At 66.7% G+C, this 17,572-nt stretch carries 17 protein-coding genes; 11 read left to right on the top strand and 6 right to left on the bottom strand.

All coding sequences use genetic code 11. The features are described 5' to 3' along the window. The first annotated feature begins 2 nt into the window (after window positions 1–2). Window positions 3–917: an LpxL/LpxP family Kdo(2)-lipid IV(A) lauroyl/palmitoleoyl acyltransferase gene (lpxL, locus tag ABD654_RS11200; RefSeq protein ID WP_344704969.1), complete on the top strand. Its 915-nt coding sequence runs from the start codon at window positions 3–5 to the stop codon at window positions 915–917. 14 nt (window positions 918–931) lie between these two features. Here the strand turns inward: lpxL and ABD654_RS11195 are convergent, their stop codons facing one another. From ABD654_RS11195 to ABD654_RS11185, 3 genes are read right to left on the bottom strand one after another with little or no spacing between them, the layout of a single operon-like run. Then, window positions 932–1,354, bottom strand: coding sequence for an OsmC family protein (locus ABD654_RS11195; RefSeq protein ID WP_344704968.1), 423 nt, complete (start codon window positions 1,352–1,354; stop codon window positions 932–934). 41 nt (window positions 1,355–1,395) lie between these two features. Continuing rightward, a complete protein-coding gene (gene murU / locus ABD654_RS11190) occupies window positions 1,396–2,064 on the bottom strand; it encodes an N-acetylmuramate alpha-1-phosphate uridylyltransferase MurU (RefSeq protein WP_344704967.1) in 669 nt (222 codons plus the stop codon). Continuing rightward, window positions 2,061–3,092, bottom strand: coding sequence for an aminoglycoside phosphotransferase family protein (locus ABD654_RS11185; protein WP_344704966.1), 1,032 nt, complete (start codon window positions 3,090–3,092; stop codon window positions 2,061–2,063). The genes murU and ABD654_RS11185 overlap by 4 nt, the downstream gene beginning before the upstream one ends. A 70-nt stretch (window positions 3,093–3,162) precedes the next feature. Here ABD654_RS11185 and ABD654_RS11180 point away from each other — a divergent pair, with 70 nt between their 5' ends. From ABD654_RS11180 to ABD654_RS11150, 7 genes are read left to right on the top strand one after another with little or no spacing between them, the layout of a single operon-like run. Then, on the top strand, window positions 3,163–5,610 hold the full coding sequence (locus ABD654_RS11180; RefSeq protein WP_344704965.1) for an LPS-assembly protein LptD: 2,448 nt from the start codon (window positions 3,163–3,165) through the stop codon (window positions 5,608–5,610). Window positions 5,611–5,644: 34 nt separating this feature from the next. Further along, window positions 5,645–6,694, top strand: a complete 1,050-nt coding sequence (locus ABD654_RS11175) for a peptidylprolyl isomerase (RefSeq protein ID WP_344704964.1) — start codon at window positions 5,645–5,647, stop codon at window positions 6,692–6,694. Between the two features lie 9 nt (window positions 6,695–6,703). Beyond that, window positions 6,704–7,750, top strand: coding sequence for a 4-hydroxythreonine-4-phosphate dehydrogenase PdxA (gene pdxA / locus ABD654_RS11170; RefSeq protein ID WP_344704963.1), 1,047 nt, complete (start codon window positions 6,704–6,706; stop codon window positions 7,748–7,750). A 54-nt stretch (window positions 7,751–7,804) separates the two neighbouring features. Next, window positions 7,805–8,620, top strand: coding sequence for a 16S rRNA (adenine(1518)-N(6)/adenine(1519)-N(6))-dimethyltransferase RsmA (rsmA, locus tag ABD654_RS11165; RefSeq protein ID WP_344704962.1), 816 nt, complete (start codon window positions 7,805–7,807; stop codon window positions 8,618–8,620). A gap of 47 nt (window positions 8,621–8,667) precedes the next feature. Then, window positions 8,668–9,030, top strand: coding sequence for a Co2+/Mg2+ efflux protein ApaG (apaG, locus tag ABD654_RS11160; RefSeq protein ID WP_425552771.1), 363 nt, complete (start codon window positions 8,668–8,670; stop codon window positions 9,028–9,030). A 24-nt stretch (window positions 9,031–9,054) separates the two neighbouring features. Beyond that, complete coding sequence (locus ABD654_RS11155) at window positions 9,055–9,876, top strand: symmetrical bis(5'-nucleosyl)-tetraphosphatase (RefSeq protein ID WP_344704960.1); 822 nt, start codon at window positions 9,055–9,057, stop codon at window positions 9,874–9,876. Beyond that, window positions 9,873–11,018: a tRNA nucleotidyltransferase/poly(A) polymerase-related protein gene (locus tag ABD654_RS11150; RefSeq protein WP_344704959.1), complete on the top strand. Its 1,146-nt coding sequence runs from the start codon at window positions 9,873–9,875 to the stop codon at window positions 11,016–11,018. Before ABD654_RS11155 ends, ABD654_RS11150 begins: the two co-directional genes overlap by 4 nt. Here ABD654_RS11150 and ABD654_RS11145 read toward each other — a convergent pair. From ABD654_RS11145 to tsaD, 3 genes are read right to left on the bottom strand one after another with little or no spacing between them, the layout of a single operon-like run. Beyond that, window positions 10,934–11,488 carry a 2-amino-4-hydroxy-6-hydroxymethyldihydropteridine diphosphokinase gene (locus ABD654_RS11145; protein WP_344704958.1) on the bottom strand — a complete coding sequence of 185 codons (555 nt, stop codon included), beginning with the start codon at window positions 11,486–11,488 and terminating at the stop codon, window positions 10,934–10,936. The two genes, ABD654_RS11150 and ABD654_RS11145, sit on opposite strands and share 85 nt — an antisense overlap. Then, window positions 11,485–11,862 (bottom strand): dihydroneopterin aldolase, encoded by a 378-nt coding sequence (gene folB, locus ABD654_RS11140; RefSeq protein ID WP_344704957.1) that lies wholly within the window; start codon window positions 11,860–11,862, stop codon window positions 11,485–11,487. Before folB ends, ABD654_RS11145 begins: the two co-directional genes overlap by 4 nt. After that, the gene (tsaD, locus tag ABD654_RS11135; protein ID WP_344705153.1) at window positions 11,862–12,929 is read right to left on the bottom strand and encodes a tRNA (adenosine(37)-N6)-threonylcarbamoyltransferase complex transferase subunit TsaD; all 1,068 of its coding nucleotides are present in this window, start codon (window positions 12,927–12,929) and stop codon (window positions 11,862–11,864) included. The genes folB and tsaD overlap by 1 nt, the downstream gene beginning before the upstream one ends. Window positions 12,930–13,153: 224 nt before the next feature. On the opposite strand from tsaD, the gene rpsU reads away from it, so the two are divergent. The 3 genes from rpsU (at window position 13,154) to rpoD (ending at window position 17,485) form a co-directional block, all read left to right on the top strand. Beyond that, complete coding sequence (gene rpsU, locus ABD654_RS11130) at window positions 13,154–13,369, top strand: 30S ribosomal protein S21 (protein WP_017430978.1); 216 nt, start codon at window positions 13,154–13,156, stop codon at window positions 13,367–13,369. Window positions 13,370–13,597: 228 nt separating this feature from the next. Continuing rightward, on the top strand, window positions 13,598–15,427 hold the full coding sequence (gene dnaG, locus ABD654_RS11125; RefSeq protein ID WP_344704956.1) for a DNA primase: 1,830 nt from the start codon (window positions 13,598–13,600) through the stop codon (window positions 15,425–15,427). A 234-nt stretch (window positions 15,428–15,661) separates the two neighbouring features. Beyond that, window positions 15,662–17,485 carry an RNA polymerase sigma factor RpoD gene (rpoD, locus tag ABD654_RS11120; RefSeq protein ID WP_344704955.1) on the top strand — a complete coding sequence of 608 codons (1,824 nt, stop codon included), beginning with the start codon at window positions 15,662–15,664 and terminating at the stop codon, window positions 17,483–17,485. Window positions 17,486–17,572 lie beyond the last annotated feature (87 nt).

Below are 17,572 nucleotides of genomic sequence, written 5' to 3'. Positions count from 1 at the left end.
TCATGGCAAAATCGCACTATCCGCGCTCTTTCGCGCATCCGCGCTACTGGCTTACCTGGCTTGCCATCGGTGCCATGCACCTTGTTGCCTGGCTGCCCTGGCGGCTGAAAATGGCCGTGGGCAGCGGCATCGGCCGGCTGGCCTGGCGTGTGGTCAGGCGCCGGCGGCATATTACCGCCACCAACATTGCCCTGTGCTTTCCGGAAAAAAGCGCCGAGGCCCGGCGCCGGCTGGTCAAGGAGACCTTCATCGCCAACGGCATCGGGCTTGTGGAAACCGCCACTGCCTGGTGCCGCGATCCTGAGTCGCTGCGCCATCGCGCGGTCTATCTGGGGCAGGACAATATGGCGCGCGCCCGGGCGCGGGGCAAAGGCGTGCTGATCATCGGCGTGCATTTTTCCACCCTGGATATGGGCGGTGCGCTGCATTCGCTGTTTTTTCACGCTGACGCCGTCTACCGGCCCCACGACAATCCGCTGTTTGCGCGTTTCATGACCCGCTCGCGCACGCGCATCTTCAATGCGCTGATTGATCGCTACGATCTGCGTGGAGCGGTCCGGCGGCTGAAGGCCGGGCACGCCGTGTGGTATTCGCCGGATCAGGACTTCGGCCGCGCTGCCAGCGTGTTTGCGCCGTTTTTCGGCCAGCAGGCGGCCAGCATCAAGCTTACGGCCAAGATGGCGCGGATGACCGATGCTGCGGTGGTGCCGCTGATATTTCACCGTAATCCGGACAACGCCACCTATACCCTGGAGGCGCTGCCGGCGCTTGAGGATTTTCCCAGCGGCGACGACGTTGCCGATGCGGCGCGTATCAATGCCTTTATCGAGCAGGCAATCCGCCGGCATCCGGAGCAGTATCTCTGGCTGCACCGGCGCTTCAAGACCCGCCCCGAAGGCGAGGCGGGGGTTTACTGACGCGCGGTGATCGCTCAGGCGGCGTCGACGATCTCAAACGAATGGCTGACGTTGACGCCGCCGTTGGCCAGCATGATCGAGGCGCTGCAGTATTTTTCGGCGGAAAGCGATACCGCCCGCTGGACCAGGCTCTCCTTGAGCCCGCGGCCGGTCACGACAAAATGCAGGTGAATGTCGGTGAATACCGCCGGCACCGCATCGGCGCGCTCGGCGTTGATGTTCACCACGCAGTCGGTAGCCTCGGCGCGCGCCTTGTCGAGAATGTTCAGCACGTCAAAAGCGCTGCAGCCGCCCATGCCCATGAGCAGCATCTCCATGGGGCGCGGGCCGGTGTTGCGTCCGCCGTGTTCGGGGGCGCCGTCGATGACGACGCTGTGGCCGCTGCCCGATTCGGTGACAAACTGGCGGCCTTCGGTCCATCTTATCTGTGCTTTCATGTCTTGCTCCGTTGTGATTCATCAGGGGTGTTGTGAGCGTATCAGTTTCTGTGCTGACGCAGGTAGCGATCCAGCGCTGCCAGGCGCGCCGGCGTGCCCACGTCCACCCAGCGGGCGGTGACGTGCTCGCCGCTGACGCGCCCCTGGCGCGCAGCCGCCTGTAACCGCGGCGCCAGGGCAAAGGCGCCGGGCGGCTCGTCGGCCACCAGCGCCGGGTCGATCACGGCAAGGCCGGAATACGTCAGCCGCGCCTTGCCGTCCGGGCGTACGCGGCCGTCGCGCAGGCAGAAATCGCCGTCGGGGTGGTGCTCCGGGTTGTCCACCAGCAGCAGGTGTGCGAGATCGGGCTCGCCCAGCGCGCGAAAGTCGGGCAGGGCTTTGCACCAGACGTCGCCGTTGATCAGTAAAAAAGGCGCCTCGCCGAGCAGCGGCAGGGCAGCTTGAATGCCGCCGCCGGTTTCCAGCGGGGCGGCCTCGCGGCTGTAGCGGATGCGCAGGCCGAAGCGCTCGCCGTCGCCCAGCGCCTCAATGATCTGCTCGGCACGGTAGCTTACGTTGATCACCACATCGACAATGCCGGCGTCAGCCATGCGAGCCAGGTGGTGCTCGATCAGCGGCCGGCCGCCCACCGGCAGCAGCGGCTTGGGGCAGGTGTCGGTGAGCGGGCGCATGCGCGTGCCCAGCCCGGCGGCGAGAATCATCGCTTTCATGGCGCGGGCTCCGTTGCGGCGAGTTTGTCGTTTACCGCCGGGCGCAGTGTCTTTTCCACCCAGCGGGCGAAGGCGGCGTGCTCGGGCAGGGCAACAAGGCTATCGGCCAAATGGTCAACAAAGTGCGGCAGTCGCTCGAGGTAGCCGGTTTTGCCGTCACGCAGGGTCAGCCGGCAGAAAATACCCAGCACCTTGAGGGCCCGCTGGGCGGCCATGGCGTTGGCCTGATGGATAAAGGCCTCAACGCTTAGCGCTGCGCTTAGCCGGCCGTCGGCGCGTGCGCGATGGTAAAAGTGCGCCGCCAGGGCGTTGAAACCATCGCGGCTAAAGCGCCAGTAGCGCCCGCGAAGCAGCGAGACCAGATCGTAGCTGACAGGCCCGGCCACGGCGTCCTGAAAGTCGATCATGTACAGCGTGCTGCGGTGGGGCATCAGGTTCATGGCGTCAAAGTCGCGGTGGACGGCCACCGTGGGCTGGGCCAGCGCCTGCCCGATCAGCGCCTCGCCCAGCGGCGCGAGCTCGGCCGGCGGCGCGATGCCGAGCCAGCCATCCAGGCACCACTCGGGGAACAGCGCAATTTCGCGCTGCAGCAGCGCGGCGTCAAAGGCGGGCAGGCTGGTCGGGGCCACGCGGTTTTGCAGCTCGGCCAACAGCGCAATGGCGCGGCGGTGCTGGTGCATGACGGCTGTCTGATCGGTAAAAAGCGCCTGCAGCGGCGTGTCGCCCAGGTCTTGTAGCAGCAAAAAGCCGTCGTCAAGGTTGACGGCGTACAGAGCCGGCACCGGAAGGCCCGCGGCGGCAAAGCGCCGGGCCACGGCCACAAACGCGCTGCTGTCTTCCTGCGCGGGCGGGGCGTCCATAACGATCTGGCGAGTGTTGTCCGGCAGCGTCAGGCGAAAATAGCGCCGAGCGCTGGCGTCGCCGCCGGCGGGTGTCAGGTCAAGCTGCGCGGGCGGTACGCCGTGATGGCGCGCCACCCAAGCGGTCAGCTGCGTCCATCTGGAAAGCGGAAACCGGGAAGAGGACATGCAAGCTCCTTGCTGGTCGGGCATCATGCGGGCTGTATAATACGCCTTCTCGACGCCAAGGATAACGAACATGGGCAAGCGATTAATGCGCAAAGCGCCAGTTACGCAAACGCTCGCCGGCAGTGTACTGGTCGGGGCAGCGCTTACGGCGCATGCCCAGAGCGAGCCGCTGGCGGCCGAGGCGCTGGACTGGCAGCCGTGGCGTGGCGAACAGGCCGCCGGCCGGGTGTGCAGCGGGCGCTATGTGATGCCGGCCTACCGGCTGGAAAAACGGGCCGATCCCGACGAGATCGCAGTCGAAACCCGCCAGTCCGACTACTCCGCCGAGGGCGATGCGCTGCTGCGCGGCGACGTGGTGCTGCGCCAGGGAGACACCCAGCTGGAAGCCGAGCGCGTGTTCGTGCCAGGCAGCCGCGAGCGGGCCGACGCCGAGGGCAATCTCGCCCTGCGCGACGGCCGCGCGCTGGTGCGCGGCAGCGAAGCCACCCTCTCGCTTGTCAGCGATCGCGGCCGGGTAGAAAACAGCCACTACGTGCTCTACGCTGAGCGCCTGCGCGGCCAGGCCGAGCGCCTTGAGCAAATCGGCGAGCAGCAGTATCGCCTGCGCGATGCAAGCTTTACCACCTGCGCGCCGGGGGAAAACACCTGGCAGCTGGTGAGCAGCGATATCCGGCTGGATCAGAAAAGCGGCGTTGGCACTGCAAAGCACGCGCGGCTGGAAATCAAGGACGTGCCGGTGCTGTATTCGCCGTGGCTGCGTTTCCCCCTTGACGATCGCCGCCAGACCGGCCTGTTGACGCCGACCATCGGCTTTTCCAGCGACCAGCTGGACATTGCCCAGCCGTTTTACTGGAACATTGCCCCGAGCCGCGACGCCACTATCATCCCGCGCTGGATCAGCGACCGCGGGCTGCTGCTTGGCGGAGAGTATCGCTACCTGAACGAAAACAGCCGGGGCAAGCTGGAAGGCGCCTGGCTCAGCGATGACCGCGGCGGCTCCGGCGGCGATGCCAACCGCTACGAAGGCGAAGATCGCTGGTACGTTGAAGCCCGCCATGCCGGGCGCGTCTCGCCGCGCAGCCGCTATCAGCTGCGCTACGGCGCGGCCAGCGACGGGCGCTACTTTGACGACTTCGGCAGCAAATTCGGAGACAGCGACCGCTACGGCATGGAGCGGCTGGCGCAGATCGACTACCGCGGCGACACCTGGCGGCTTGACGCCCGAGCCCAGGGCTATCAGCGCCTGGATGATCCCTTAAGCGACAGCGACAAGCCCTTTTATCGCTTGCCCAGCCTCACCGCCGACGCCCGCTGGCAGCTGGGCCACGGTTTTTATAGCCAGTGGCACTCCAGCGCCACCTATTTCTGGCGCGACGTGGATGAAACCCGGGTGCCGGTGCGCGAAGCCGCCACCGGCACCCGGGTGCATCTGGCCCCGGCGCTGGGCGCACGCTTTGAGCGCCCCTGGGGCTATGTGGAACCGCGCACTGAGCTTTGGAATACCGCCTATACGCTGGACTACGGCCGGCGCGAGACCCGCCGCGATACCTCGCCCACCCGCAGCGTGGCCGTCAGCTCCATCGACGCCGGCCTGACCTTCGAGCGCGAGCTGACCCTTGGCGGCAACGGCTATCGACAAACCCTTGAGCCGCGGCTGAACTACGCCTTCGTGCCGCGCACCGACCAGCGCGACCTGCCCGAGTTCGACAGCCGCGAGCGGGCGTTTTCCTGGGGGCAGCTGTGGTCGCCCCATCGGTTTTCCGGCCAGGACCGCGTGGGCGATCTCAATCGCCTGTCGCTGGGCCTGCAAACGCGCCTGCTTGAAGACGATAGCGGGCGCGAAAAACTGTCCGCCGGTATCGGCCAGAGCGTGTATTTCGCCGACCGCCGGGTCGGGCTTGACGGCCGCGACGACGCGGTGCGCCCGGTAGAGAATGCCGATGACAATGCCCAGCGCGACTACTATCAGGCCACGCGCGACCGCTCGCCGCTGGTTTCGCGGCTGGACTGGCAGATCAACGGGCGCTGGAGCACCGGTGCCCAGTGGCTTTACGATGACCATCGCGACGCCACCGAGCGCTCAAGCGTCGATGTGCGCTATCGCCACCCGGACGGCCACGTGGTCAACCTGGGCTATCGCTGGGAGATCGAAGGCTTTGATCCCGGCATTGAGCCCGGCGACGACGCCTATAACGACTACGACCGTGAAGAGTGGGATCTTTCCTTTGCCTGGAACGCCAGCCCGGCGATTGATTTGATTGGCCGCTACCTGCACGATCAGACCAACGACCGCCCCCTTGAACAGCTGGCCGGCGTGCAGTGGAACAGCTGCTGCTACGGGCTGCAGGTTGTGTGGCGCCGCTGGGTGGACGACAACGATACCGCACGCATCCGCGACGACTTCAACGACCGCGGGCTGTTTCTGCGCTTTGTGCTCCACGGTCTGGGCGGGGCAGGCCAGAACGCCGACAGCTACTTTGAACGAACCATTCCGGGCTATCGCCCGCCGGCGCTTTAGTCCCGGCGGCCAGGCCCCAAGAGAAAAATACGCTATGACCAAGACAACGCCCCGGCGTCTGCGCGCCGCTTTGTGTATGACAACGCGCCCGGCTTTGCTGGCGGGTACGCTTTCGCTGTGCCTGGGCGCCGGCGGCATGCTCGTGCCGCAGTCCGCCGGCGCCCAGCCGCCAGCGCGCGACGCCCCGGCCAGCACCCAGCGCCAGCAGCTGGACCGCGTGGTGGCCGTGGTCAACGACGGCGCGATCATGCATAGCGAGCTTGAAGATCGCCTCGCCCAGGTGGCCCGGCGGGCCCGGGCTCAGGGCGGCGGGCTGCCGCCGCGTGACGAGCTCAAACAGCAGGTGCTGGAGCGTATGGTGCTGGAAGAAATCCAGCTGCAGATGGCGGTCGATGCCAATCTGAGCGTCGACGATACCCGGCTCAACCGCCAGCTGCGCGGCATTGCCGAGTCCAACGGCTTGACCCTTGACGGCTTTGCTGATCGGCTGGAGGCGGAAGGTTCAAGCCTGGGCCGGGTGCGCGAGCAGGTGCGCCGGGAGATGCTGATGCGCAAGGTGCAGCAGCGCCAGATCGGCCAGCGGGTGTCGATCAGCAACCGCGACGTGGAGCGCACGCTGCAGCGCCAGGGCAGCGAAAGCGGCGTCGTTGAAGAAGTCCGCGCCCGGCATATCCTCATCGAAGTGACGCCCCAGCGCAGCGAGCGCGCCGCCCGAGCGCTGGCCGACAAAGCGCGCCGGCGCATTGCGCAAGGTGAAAGCTTTGCCGCGGTGGCCCGCGAGCTCAGCGATGACGACGGCAGCGCGCTTAACGGCGGCGAGCTTGGCTGGCTGCGCCCGGGCCAGACGGTGCCCGCCTTTGACGATGCCCTGGGTTCGCTGGCAAAAGGCGAGCTCTCTCAGCCCGTGCGCTCCCAGTTCGGCTTTCATCTAATCGAAGTCGAAGACCGAAGGCGCCAGCGCGTCGACCCGCAAGCGCAGCGAGATCAGGCGCGCCAGGCCATCTTTCAGCGCCGCGCCAATGAAGAGCTCAGCACCTGGAAGCGCGAGCTGCGCTCCCGGGCGTTTGTCGATATTCGGCTGTAGGGGGGCGCCATGGCAGAGTCGACAGATGCGCCCTTGCCGGTGGCGATTACCACCGGCGAACCGGCAGGCATCGGCCCGGAGCTGACGCTTTCGCTCGCCGCTGACGCCGCACTGCCGGCGGCAAGCGTTGCCGTGGGTGATCCGGCCATGCTCGCCGAGCGCGCCACCGCGCTGGGGCTTGAGGTAACGCCGGTAGTGTGCCGCCCGGGCGAGCCGCTGCCCGCAGGCCCGGGCGTGCTGCCGGTGTGGCCGGTGGCGCTTCGCGCGCCGTGCACGCCCGGCGTGCTCGACCCGGCCAACGCCGGCTATGTGATCGCCACGCTGCAGGCCGCGGTGGCTGCCTGCCGCGCCGGCCAGGCGGCGGCCATGACCACAGCCCCCCTGCACAAGGGCGTGATCATCGACGGCGGCTTTAGCGGCTTTACCGGCCATACCGAATGGCTGCGCGACGCCTGCGGCGTACACGAAGTCGTTATGCTGCTGGCAACCGATCGCGCTCTGCACGCCAGCCGCGCCGACGGCGGCGGGGCCGATTTGCGCGTGGCGCTGGTCACCACCCACTTGCCGCTGCGCGAGGTGGCCGACGCCGTCACCGCTGAGCGCATTCAGCGCGTAGCGCGGATTCTGGCGCACGACCTGCGCGATCAGTTCGGCATTGCCGCGCCGCGCATCGCGGTGTGCGGGCTCAACCCTCACGCCGGCGAGGGCGGCCATCTGGGCCGTGAAGAGCTTGACGTGGTGATCCCCGCGCTTGACGCGCTGCGCGCCGAGGGGCTGGACATCCGCGGCCCCTATCCGGCGGATACCCTGTTTACCCCGCGCCATCTGGCCGGCGTTGACGCGGTGCTCGCCATGTATCACGACCAGGGCCTGGCGGTGCTCAAGTACGCCGGTTTCGGCAACGCCGCCAACATTACCCTGGGCCTGCCGCTGGTGCGCACCTCGGTAGACCACGGCACCGCGCTGGACCTTGCCGGCAAGGGGGTGGCCTCGCCGTCGAGTCTGGGCGTGGCCGTGGCTCTGGCGCGCCGGCTTGCCGATCAGCGCGCCGGCTGATGCCGGCCCGCTTATTTTTATCGCTATCGTTTATTACCCCGGGAATTTCGCTTCATGTCATCAGCGCTGCATCACCGCGCCCGCAAACGCTTCGGGCAGAACTTTCTCCGCGACACCGGCGTCATCGAGCGCATTGTCGGCGCGATTCATCCGCGCGGCGAAGACCGCCTGGTGGAAATCGGCCCCGGTCAGGGCGCGCTTACCCAGCCGCTGCTGGATGCCGCCGGCAAGCTGGAGGTGATCGAGCTTGACCGCGACCTGATCCCCGGCCTTCGCGTGCAGTTTTTCAACTATCCGGGCTTTGTCATCCACGAAGGCGACGCTTTGAAGGTTGACTTCGCCGAGCTCAAAGGCGACGGCCCGGCGCTGCGGGTGGTGGGGAATCTGCCCTACAACATCTCCACGCCGCTGATTATCCACCTGCTGGGGGCGGGCAGCGCGATTGCGGATATGCATTTTATGCTGCAAAAGGAAGTGGTCGAGCGGCTGGCGGCCGTGCCCGGCGGGCCGAACTGGGGCCGGCTTTCGGTGATGGCGCAGTACTACTGCCGGGTAGAGCAGCTGTTCATCGTCCCGCCCGAGGCCTTTGTGCCGCGCCCGGCGGTGGACTCCGCCATTGTGCGCTTTACCCCCCATGCCGAGTTGCCCCACCCGGCACACGACCCGGCGCTGCTGTTTGATCTGGTCAAGCAGGCATTCGGCCAGCGGCGCAAGACGCTGCGCAACAACCTCAAAGGCCGGGTCAGCGCTGAGACGCTGGAAGCGCTGGGCATCGATCCCGGCCGCCGCCCCCAGACGTTGACGCTGGAAGAGTTTGTGCGGCTGGCCAACGGCGTGGCCCAGAGCGCCGCTCAAGGAGGCCGGCTGTGAACGCCAACAGCGCAGCCAAAGGGAACAGGGCTTCGGCCGGCGCGTCGATTCGCATTAGCGTGACGCCGCGCTACCGCGAGCAGCTGTCCAGCGCCGCCGAGGCGCGCTACGTCTTCAGCTATACGGTGACCGTGCGCAACGAAAGTGACCGCAGCGTGCAGCTGCTGGCGCGCTACTGGAAAATCACCCAGGGCAGCGGCGAGGTCCACGAAGTGCGCGGCAAGGGCGTTATCGGCCAGCAGCCGCTGATCGGCCCCGGCCAGCGCTTTCGCTATACCAGCCGCGCGGTGCTCGACACGCCGGTAGGCACCATGGAAGGCGCCTATACCCTGCTGGACACCACCACCCAGCGGCCCTTTGATGCGCCGGTGGCGCTGTTTCGCCTGGCCCAGCCGGCCGCGCTTCATTAACCCGGCGCTTAGGAGCGATATTACGTGAGTACCTATGTCATCGGCGATCTGCACGGCTGCCACGCATCGTTTGTAGCGCTGCTGGAGGCGCTGTCGTTTGATCCGCGCCGGGATCAACTGTGGCTGGTGGGAGATCTGGTCAACCGCGGGCCGGACTCGCTTGCCTGCCTGCGCGAAGTCAGCGCGCTGGGCGATTCGGTGCGCTGCGTGCTGGGCAACCACGACCTGCACTGCCTGGTGGCGGCGCGCAGCGGCAACGTCAAGCCGCACAGCGCCTTTGGCGATATCGTCGGCGCCGGCGACGGTGCGGCACTGCTGGACTGGCTGCAGTCCCAGCCGCTGACGGTGCGCCAAGACAGCCGCCTGATGGTGCACGCAGGGATTATGCCGGCGTGGAGCCTGGATCAGGCCGTTGCCCTGGCCGCCGAGGTGGAGGCCGCGCTTGCCGGCGAGCAGGCCGGGGCGTTTCTCGCGCGGCTGTTCGGCGATGAGCCGCGGCGCTGGCATGAAGATCTTGAGGACATGGACCGGCTGCGCTGTATCGTCAACGTCACCACGCGCATGCGCTTTATCAGCGCCCGGGGCGAGCTGGACTTTACCGGCAAGCGCGGGCTGGAAAGCGCGCCGCCAGGCTATAAGCCGTGGTTTCAGTTTCCCCGGGATGATAACGCCACGCTGCTGTTCGGCCACTGGGCCGCACTGGAAGGCCAAACGCCGGGGGCGCGGGTGGACGCCCGGGCGCTGGATACCGGCTGCGCCTGGGGCGGCACGCTGACCGCCCTTGAGCTGGAAACCGGCCGGCGCACCGCGGTGCCCGGCCATCACCGCCGGGAGACAACCCCGTGAAGCCATCACCCTCAGCGCGGCAAAAGCGCCCCGAAGACGGGCTTGAGGTGTACCGGGTAGGCGGTGCCGTGCGCGACGCGCTGCTGGGCCGCCCGGTGTGGGATAACGACTGGGTGGTAGTAGGTGCTACGCCCCAGGCCATGCGCCGGCGCGGCTTTACGCCCGTGGGCAAGGACTTTCCGGTGTTTCTCCATCCGGACACCGCCGAGGAGTACGCGCTTGCGCGCACCGAGCGCAAGGCCGGCCACGGCTACTCGGGCTTTACCGTCTACGCAAGCCCTGATGTCACCCTGGAAGACGACCTGATCCGCCGGGATCTCACCGTCAACGCCATGGCCGAAGCCCCGGACGGCACGCTTGTCGATCCCTACGGCGGCCGCGACGATATCGACGCGCGGCTGTTGCGCCACGTCTCCGCGGCGTTCAGCGAAGACCCGCTGCGCGTGCTGCGCACCGCGCGCTTTCTGGCCCGCTACGCGCCGCTTGGCTTTGCCATCGCCCCGGAAACTCAGACGCTGATGCAAGCCGTCAGCCAAAGCGGCGAGCTTGAACACCTGGCCGCCGAGCGCGTGTGGGTCGAAAGTGAAAAAGCCTTGGGCGAGCCGTGCCCTGAAGCCTATTTTCGCGCGCAAAACGACTGCGGCGCGCTTGCCGCCTGGTGGCCGGAGCTGGCCGCAGCCGGGCTTGAAGCCTGCCTTGGCGCCATGCAAACCGTGCCCGACTGGCCGGCTGTGCCGCTGGCCCACTGGCGCTACGCCAGACTTGTCACCCCGCTTGAAAAACGCGCGCGCGAAGCCCTGGCCGAGCGGCTGAAGCTGCCCCGGGCGGTGAGCGATCTGGCCCGCCACAGCGCGGCCACCGCGCGGCTGGTGGCCCGCCCGCTGGCGGCAGAGGACGTGATGGCTTGGCTGGACGGCCAGGACAGCTGGCGCCGGCCCGAGCGCGCCCGGGCCCAGCTTGCGCTGGTCAAGGCGCTGGCACCCGAGCGCCACGCAGCGCTTGAGCAGGCCTTTGAGCAGGCCGCCGCGGTCAGCCCCCGGGCGCTGATGGCCGAGGGCTACAAGGGCGCGGCGCTGGGCAAACAGATCGGCGTGAGCCGGGGCGAGGCCGTGGCCCGGGCGCTGGCCCAAAGCTCGGCGTAGGTTTCACCGCTACGGGGGTGGCGGGCGTGGGGCACAAGCTCCGCCAGCGGGCGCAGCACAAAGGCGTACGCGGTGATTTCCGGGTGGGGCAGGGGAATGGCCCGCCCGCCGGGCCCGGCAAACTCGCCGCACAGCTCGCCCACGGCGAGCAGGTCAATGTCGATGGGATGGGTGGCGGCCCCGGCGCTTTGGGGTAGCCGCCCCTGGGCGCGCTCCTGGGCCTTGCTCCAGCGTTTGATCTCCGCCGGCTCGGCGTCGCTTTCAAACGCTACGGCCATGTTGTGGAAGATCGGGCTGTGAAAGGCCGGCAGCGAGCTCGCCTCAACGCTATTGATATCCGCGCTTTGATACACCGTTGACGCCCGAACGTTGCCAAAGCGCGTCTCCAGGGCGTCCAGGCAGCGGCGCAGATTGGCAAGCGCATTCTCGTTGCTGCCAAGGCCCAGCAGTACCCGCCGCGGCTCGCTCACGCGCCGTCTCTTTCAGATGGAGCCAAGCGGCCCCGGGTTATGTTCAGCCCCACGTTGGCCGCCGCCGGCACCGCGCCAGGCTTGCGCAGGGTAAGCGCCATGCCGGCAATGCCGAACTCTTCGCGCAGGGTGGCGACCAGGCGCTCGGCGAAGGTTTCCACAAGCTCAAAGTGGTGCTCGGCGGCAAAGCGCTGGATGCGCTCGCTGATCGCGGCGTAGTCCAGCGTCAGCGCCAGATCATCGGTGGCCGCGGCGGGGCGGATGTCGGTGGCCAGCTCCAGATCCAGGCTCAGGCGCTGCTTGATGGTGCGCTCCCAATGGTAGACGCCGATCACGGTGTCCACTTCCAGCGCTTCGATCAGTATGCGGTCCATTAGCGCGTCTCCGCGGCGGGGGCGCGCTGCGGGGCGCGTAGCTGCTCCAGCGGCCAGCGCGGGGTGGCCTGCATCTGCCCGGTCTCGTCGCGTTCGCCGGCGGCCAGGCGCTTGGCGCCGACGTAGGCGATCATCGCGCCGTTGTCGGTGCAAAAGCGCCCGCGCGGATAAAACGCGGTGGCCCGGCGTTTGGCGCAGGCGTCATCCAGCCCCTGACGCAGGCGCACGTTGGCGCTGACGCCGCCGGCGACCACCAGCCGTTTAAGGCCGGTTTGATCCAGCGCCCGGCGGCACTTGATGGTCAGCGTATCCGCCACGGCGTCTTCAAAGGCCCGGGCGATGTCGGCGCGGCCCTGTTCGGTCAGCTCGCCGGCGGCGTCCAGCTTGCGGATGGCGGTGAGGGTGTGGGTCTTCAGCCCCGAGAAGCTGAAGTCCAGCCCCGGACGGTCGGTCATCGGCCGCGGGAAGCGAAAGCGCGCAGGGTCGCCCTGCTCGGCCAGCGCGGCCACGCGGGGGCCGCCGGGGTAGGGCAGGTCGAGCATCTTGGCGGTCTTGTCGAAGGCCTCGCCGGCGGCGTCGTCCACGGACTCGCCCAGCAGGCGGTACTCGCCAAGGCCGCGCACCTCCACCAGCTGGGTGTGCCCGCCGGAGACCAGCAGCGCCACAAAGGGAAAGGCCGGGGCCTTTCGCTCAAGCATCGGTGCCAGCAGGTGGCCTTCCATGTGGTGTACGCCAAGGGCGGGAATGCCCAGCGCCCGGGCCATGCCGTGAGCGGTCGCTGCCCCCACCATCAGCGCGCCCACAAGCCCGGGGCCGGCGGTATAGGCAACCCCGTCAAGATCGCCGCGGGCCATGCCGGCCTCACCGAGCACCTGCTCGATCAGCGGCAAAAGCTTGCGCGTATGATCGCGGGAGGCCAGCTCCGGCACCACGCCGCCGTACTCGGCGTGCATGGCGACCTGGCTATACAAGGCGTCGGCCAGCAGACCGTCGCCGCCGTCAAGCGCGGTGTCGTAAACGGCCACGCCGGTTTCATCGCAGGACGTTTCAATGCCCAGTACGCGCATAGCGGATTTTCCTGTGACGTAAAGATCAAAAGGCAAAGGCGGCGAGTCTAGCATTTTCATGCCTTTTCGTTGAGTGAAAACGTCGGGCGCGTTTGCAAAAAACGGGTGTCACTACTAGAATACGGTGCGCTGTAAAACCAGATCGTGCACGAAAGGTGTCTAACGCGCCTTGCGCGTGTACGGACTATCCGAAATCAAGACTCCTTAAGGTAGGTGAGTGCTTAATGCCTTCTGTAAAAGTACGCGATAACGAGCCGTTTGACGTCGCCCTGCGTCGTTTCAAGCGTTCCTGCGAAAAAGCCGGCGTTTTGTCCGAGGTCCGTCGTCGCGAAAGCTACGAAAAGCCGACGGCCGAGCGCAAGCGCAAGGCGGCAGCCGCGGTCAAGCGTCACGCCAAGAAGCTTCAGCGTGAGCGCAAGCGGTTCGAACGGCTCTATTGATCCGTACGGCAAGGGCGCGCTCTGGCCGCTCTTGCCTGGAAGGACTGCGAACGGCCGCCGCTCGGCGGCCGTTTGTATTTACCCGTCAGATGTAATACGCATAATTCCCCGCCGACGGGCTGCGGTGATGCCATGGCGTTCCATGTGGCATCCCCCCAGCCCGGCTGCTTTTATTTTTCACGCTGCTATGGCGCAAACCGGCGTCGCAACGCTTGGAGGCAAGAGTCCATGGCGGGCCGTATTCCTCAGCATTTTATCGACGACCTGCTTGCCCGGGTCGACGTGGTCGAGGTGGTCGGCGCGCGCGTGCCGCTGAAAAAAGCCGGCCGTAATCACGCCGGTCTATGTCCGTTTCACGAGGAAAAATCGCCGTCGTTTACCGTCAGCGCCGACAAGCAGTTTTATCACTGCTTCGGCTGCGGCGCTCACGGCAACGCCCTGCGCTTTGTGATGGAGTACGAGCGGCTGAGCTTCCCCGAGGCCGTAGAGCAGCTGGCCTCAAGCCTGGGCCTTGAGGTGGCGCGCGAAGGCGCCGACGACCCGCACGCCCGCCAGCGCGAACAAAAGCGCAAGCAGGGCGTCAACCTGCTGGAGCTGGCGGCGAGTTTCTACCGCGAGCGCCGTGTGATGTCCGAAGGCCGCCGCGCGCGAAGCTATCTGGAAGAGCGCGGCCTGTCGCCGGAGGTGATCGACGCCTACGGCATCGGCTACGCGCCTGACGGCTGGGAAACGCTCAAGCGCCATCTCACCGAGCGCGGCATAAGCGAGGCGGTGCAGATCGAGTACGGGCTGCTGATCCACAGAGAAGACACCGGGCGCACCTATGACCGCTTTCGCAACCGGGTGATGTTTCCCATTCGCGATTTGCGCGGGCGCACCGTGGCCTTCGGCGGCCGCGTGCTGGGGGACGGAAAGCCCAAGTACCTGAACTCGCCGGAAACCCCGGTATTTCACAAGGGGCGCGAGCTGTACGGCCTGTACGAGGCGCGCAAGGCGCCGGGGAAGCTCGACCAGCTGGTGATCGTTGAGGGCTATATGGACGTGGTGGCGCTGGCGCAGTTCGGCGTTAATAACGCCGTGGCGACGCTGGGTACGGCCACCACCGAAGAGCACTTGAAGCGTCTGTTCCGTATGGTCAGCCGGGTGGTGTTTTGCTTTGACGGCGACCGTGCCGGGCGCCAGGCCGCCAGCCGAGCGCTGGCCACCGCGCTGCCGCAGATGCTCGACGGCCGCGAGGCGCGCTTTCTGTTTTTGCCCGAAGGCGACGACCCCGATGACCTGGTACGCCGGGAAGGCGCCCAGGCATTTACCGACCGGGTGACCTGTGCGGTGCCGCTGTCGGAGTTTTTGTTCGAGCAGGCGGCCGACGGCCAGGACCTGCAAACGGTGGAAGGCCGCGAGCGTTTTGCCAACGATGTGCTGGCGGCGTTGAACCAAATGCCGGACGGCATGCTCAAATCCCTGCTGCTGGAAGAGCTTGCCGAGCGCAGCGGGCTGCGCCAGGCGCGGCTGGAGGCGCTGCTGGCCCGGCGAGATGCGCCGGCGTCTTCGCCTGCCGACGCGCCGAGCGGTGCCTCGCCGGCGCTGCCGGCCAGCGGCGACGATGCCGATGCCGACGGGCACTGGGTGCTGGAGGGGCTTTCGCCCGAGGGGCGCGTGCTGCAGCTGTTGCTGCATGAGCCGCGCCTGGTAGAGACCTTGCCCGACGCGCTGGAATGGCTGCCGGGAAGCCCGGAAGGCCGGCTGTGCGGCGAGCTGGTGGCGCTGCTCAGGGCGGGGCGCTATCGCAGCCCACAGGTGGTGCTGTCGCACTTTCAGGGCAGCGCCCAGGGGCGCACGCTCGCTGCGCTGGCGCGCCGGGAGCTGTTGATTCCCCGCGAGGCGCGCAAAGCGGAGCTGGACGGGCTGGTGGCGCACCTGCGGCGTACGCATCAGTCGCGCTCGCCGCAGCAGGAGTACGAGGATCTGCTGGCCCGCGAGCGGGCCGGTGAGAAGCTGGACAAACCACAGAAACAGCGCCTGGCAAGCCTGCTGGTCGAGCTTGCCGGTGCGCGATGAGCAGCGTGGCCGCGCGGTGCGGGGTTGAATTTACCCGCCTTTGCTACCATATGAGCAGGCAAAGACGCCAAACGCTGGTCTAACCGAACAAATTAACACACCTGAACCGCCGCGCAACCGTACGACGCTGGAACGCGCCCGCCGCCAACGCTATACTCTCTGGCTTTCCGGGCGCTTTTGGCACGTCGTTTGCGCGTCAGGTGCTTCATTCTTCTTCGTCGAGATAGGGTTTCTATGGCTGGAAATGCGCAGCAGCAGTCACGTCTGAAGGAGTTGATCGCGCGGGGTAAGGAGCAGGGCTATCTTACCTATGCCGAGGTCAACGATCATCTACCCGAGGACATCGCCGACCCGGATCAGGTGGAAGACATCATCGGCATGATCAACGACATGGGCATCAGCGTCGTCGAAGTCGCGCCGGATGAAGACACCCTGATGATGTCGGATCAGTCCACAGACGAATCCGCGGCCGAAGAGGCCGTAGCGGCGCTGGCCGCCGTGGAAAGCGACGTGGGCCGCACCACCGACCCGGTACGCATGTATATGCGTGAGATGGGCACCGTCGAGCTTCTCACCCGGGAAGGCGAAATCGAGATCGCCAAGCGCATCGAAGAAGGCACCCGCGAGGTGATGTCGGCGCTGGCGTATCTGCCCGGCGCGGTACGCTCGATTCTCGACGCCTACGATGCCACCCAGGACGAAGAGGCCCCGGGGCGGCTGTCGGATCTGTTTTCCGGCTTTATCGACCCTGACGGCGGTATCCCCGACGTCGCCGAAGCCGAAGAGCCCGAGCCTGTGGTCAGCGACGACCCGGACGCCGAAGAGGAAGAAGAAACCAACGAAGGCGGGCCCAACCCGGAAGAGGCGCGCGCCCGCTTTGAACAGATCCGCGAGCACAACGCCCTGGTGGAAGCCGCGTTTGAGCGCTACGGTGCCGGCAGCGCCGAGCTCAAGGCTGAGCAGGCACGGCTGGCCGAGCTGTTCTCACCGATCAAGCTGGTGCCCAAGCACTTTGAGCGGCTGGTCGGCCAGGTGCGCATCAGCGTCGAGCAGGTGCGCGCCCAGGAAAAGGCCATCATGCAGCTGTGTGTGAAAAAGGCCAAGGTGCCGCGCAAGACGTTCATCAAGGCGTTTCCGGGCAACGAATCGCGCAAGGACTGGCTGGACGACTTTCAGCAGGCCGCACCGCGCTATGCCGACCGCCTGGAGCCGCTGCGCGCCGATATTCGCCGCTTGCAGCGTAAAATCGCCTTTGAAGAAAACATGGTGCGTTTAAGCGTCGGCGAGCTCAAGGAAGTCAACCGCAAGCTCTCCATCGGCGAGGCCAAGGCGCGCCGGGCGAAAAAGGAAATGGTCGAGGCCAACCTGCGCCTGGTGATCTCGATTGCCAAGAAGTACACCAACCGCGGCCTGCAGTTTCTCGACCTGATTCAGGAAGGCAACATCGGCCTGATGAAGGCGGTGGACAAGTTCGAATACCGCCGCGGCTACAAGTTCTCGACCTACGCCACCTGGTGGATTCGCCAGGCGATTACCCGCTCGATTGCCGACCAGGCGCGCACCATCCGCATCCCGGTGCACATGATTGAGACGATCAACAAGCTCAACCGCGTGTCCCGGCAGATGCTCCAGGAAATGGGCCGCGAGCCCACGCCGGAAGAGCTGGGCGAGCGCCTGGAAATGCCCGAAGACAAGGTGCGCAAGGTGCTCAAGATCGCCAAGGAGCCGATCTCCATGGAGACGCCCATCGGCGACGACGACGACTCGCACCTGGGCGACTTCATCGAGGACAGCACCATGATGCTGCCCATTGATCTGGCCACCGGCGAGGGGCTGGTGGAGTCCACGCGCAACGTGCTCGGCGGGCTGACGGCGCGGGAGGCCAAGGTGCTGCGCATGCGTTTCGGTATTGATATGAACACCGACCACACCCTGGAAGAAGTCGGCAAGCAGTTCGATGTGACCCGCGAGCGCATTCGCCAGATTGAAGCCAAGGCCCTGCGCAAGCTGCGCCACCCGAGCCGCTCAGAGCCGCTGCGCTCCTTTTTGGACGAGTAGCGCAAAGCCACCGGCCACGTACAAAAGCCGGGAGCTTTCCCGGCTAGGCCTCCCGGCAAGAAGCCCTCTATCTATTAAGCCCTCTAT

The sequence above is a fragment of the Halomonas cibimaris genome, from assembly GCF_039537045.1.
GTDB lineage: Bacteria > Pseudomonadota > Gammaproteobacteria > Pseudomonadales > Halomonadaceae > Vreelandella > Vreelandella cibimaris.
Note: the sequence above shows the minus strand (reverse complement) of the source record. Positions and strands in the feature narration are given on the sequence as shown.

Excerpts from the sequence above, each read along its gene's own strand:
- lpxL (WP_344704969.1), top strand. The coding sequence starts at position 3 with ATGGCAAAATCGCACTATCCGCGCTCTTTCGCGCATCCGCGCTACTGG.
- ABD654_RS11195 (WP_344704968.1), bottom strand. The coding sequence starts at position 1,354 with ATGAAAGCACAGATAAGATGGACCGAAGGCCGCCAGTTTGTCACCGAA.
- murU (WP_344704967.1), bottom strand. The coding sequence starts at position 2,064 with ATGAAAGCGATGATTCTCGCCGCCGGGCTGGGCACGCGCATGCGCCCG.
- ABD654_RS11185 (WP_344704966.1), bottom strand. The coding sequence starts at position 3,092 with ATGTCCTCTTCCCGGTTTCCGCTTTCCAGATGGACGCAGCTGACCGCT.
- ABD654_RS11180 (WP_344704965.1), top strand. The coding sequence starts at position 3,163 with ATGGGCAAGCGATTAATGCGCAAAGCGCCAGTTACGCAAACGCTCGCC.
- ABD654_RS11175 (WP_344704964.1), top strand. The coding sequence starts at position 5,645 with ATGACCAAGACAACGCCCCGGCGTCTGCGCGCCGCTTTGTGTATGACA.
- pdxA (WP_344704963.1), top strand. The coding sequence starts at position 6,704 with ATGGCAGAGTCGACAGATGCGCCCTTGCCGGTGGCGATTACCACCGGC.
- rsmA (WP_344704962.1), top strand. The coding sequence starts at position 7,805 with ATGTCATCAGCGCTGCATCACCGCGCCCGCAAACGCTTCGGGCAGAAC.
- folB (WP_344704957.1), bottom strand. The coding sequence starts at position 11,862 with ATGGACCGCATACTGATCGAAGCGCTGGAAGTGGACACCGTGATCGGC.
- tsaD (WP_344705153.1), bottom strand. The coding sequence starts at position 12,929 with ATGCGCGTACTGGGCATTGAAACGTCCTGCGATGAAACCGGCGTGGCC.
- rpsU (WP_017430978.1), top strand. The coding sequence starts at position 13,154 with ATGCCTTCTGTAAAAGTACGCGATAACGAGCCGTTTGACGTCGCCCTG.
- dnaG (WP_344704956.1), top strand. The coding sequence starts at position 13,598 with ATGGCGGGCCGTATTCCTCAGCATTTTATCGACGACCTGCTTGCCCGG.
- rpoD (WP_344704955.1), top strand. The coding sequence starts at position 15,662 with ATGGCTGGAAATGCGCAGCAGCAGTCACGTCTGAAGGAGTTGATCGCG.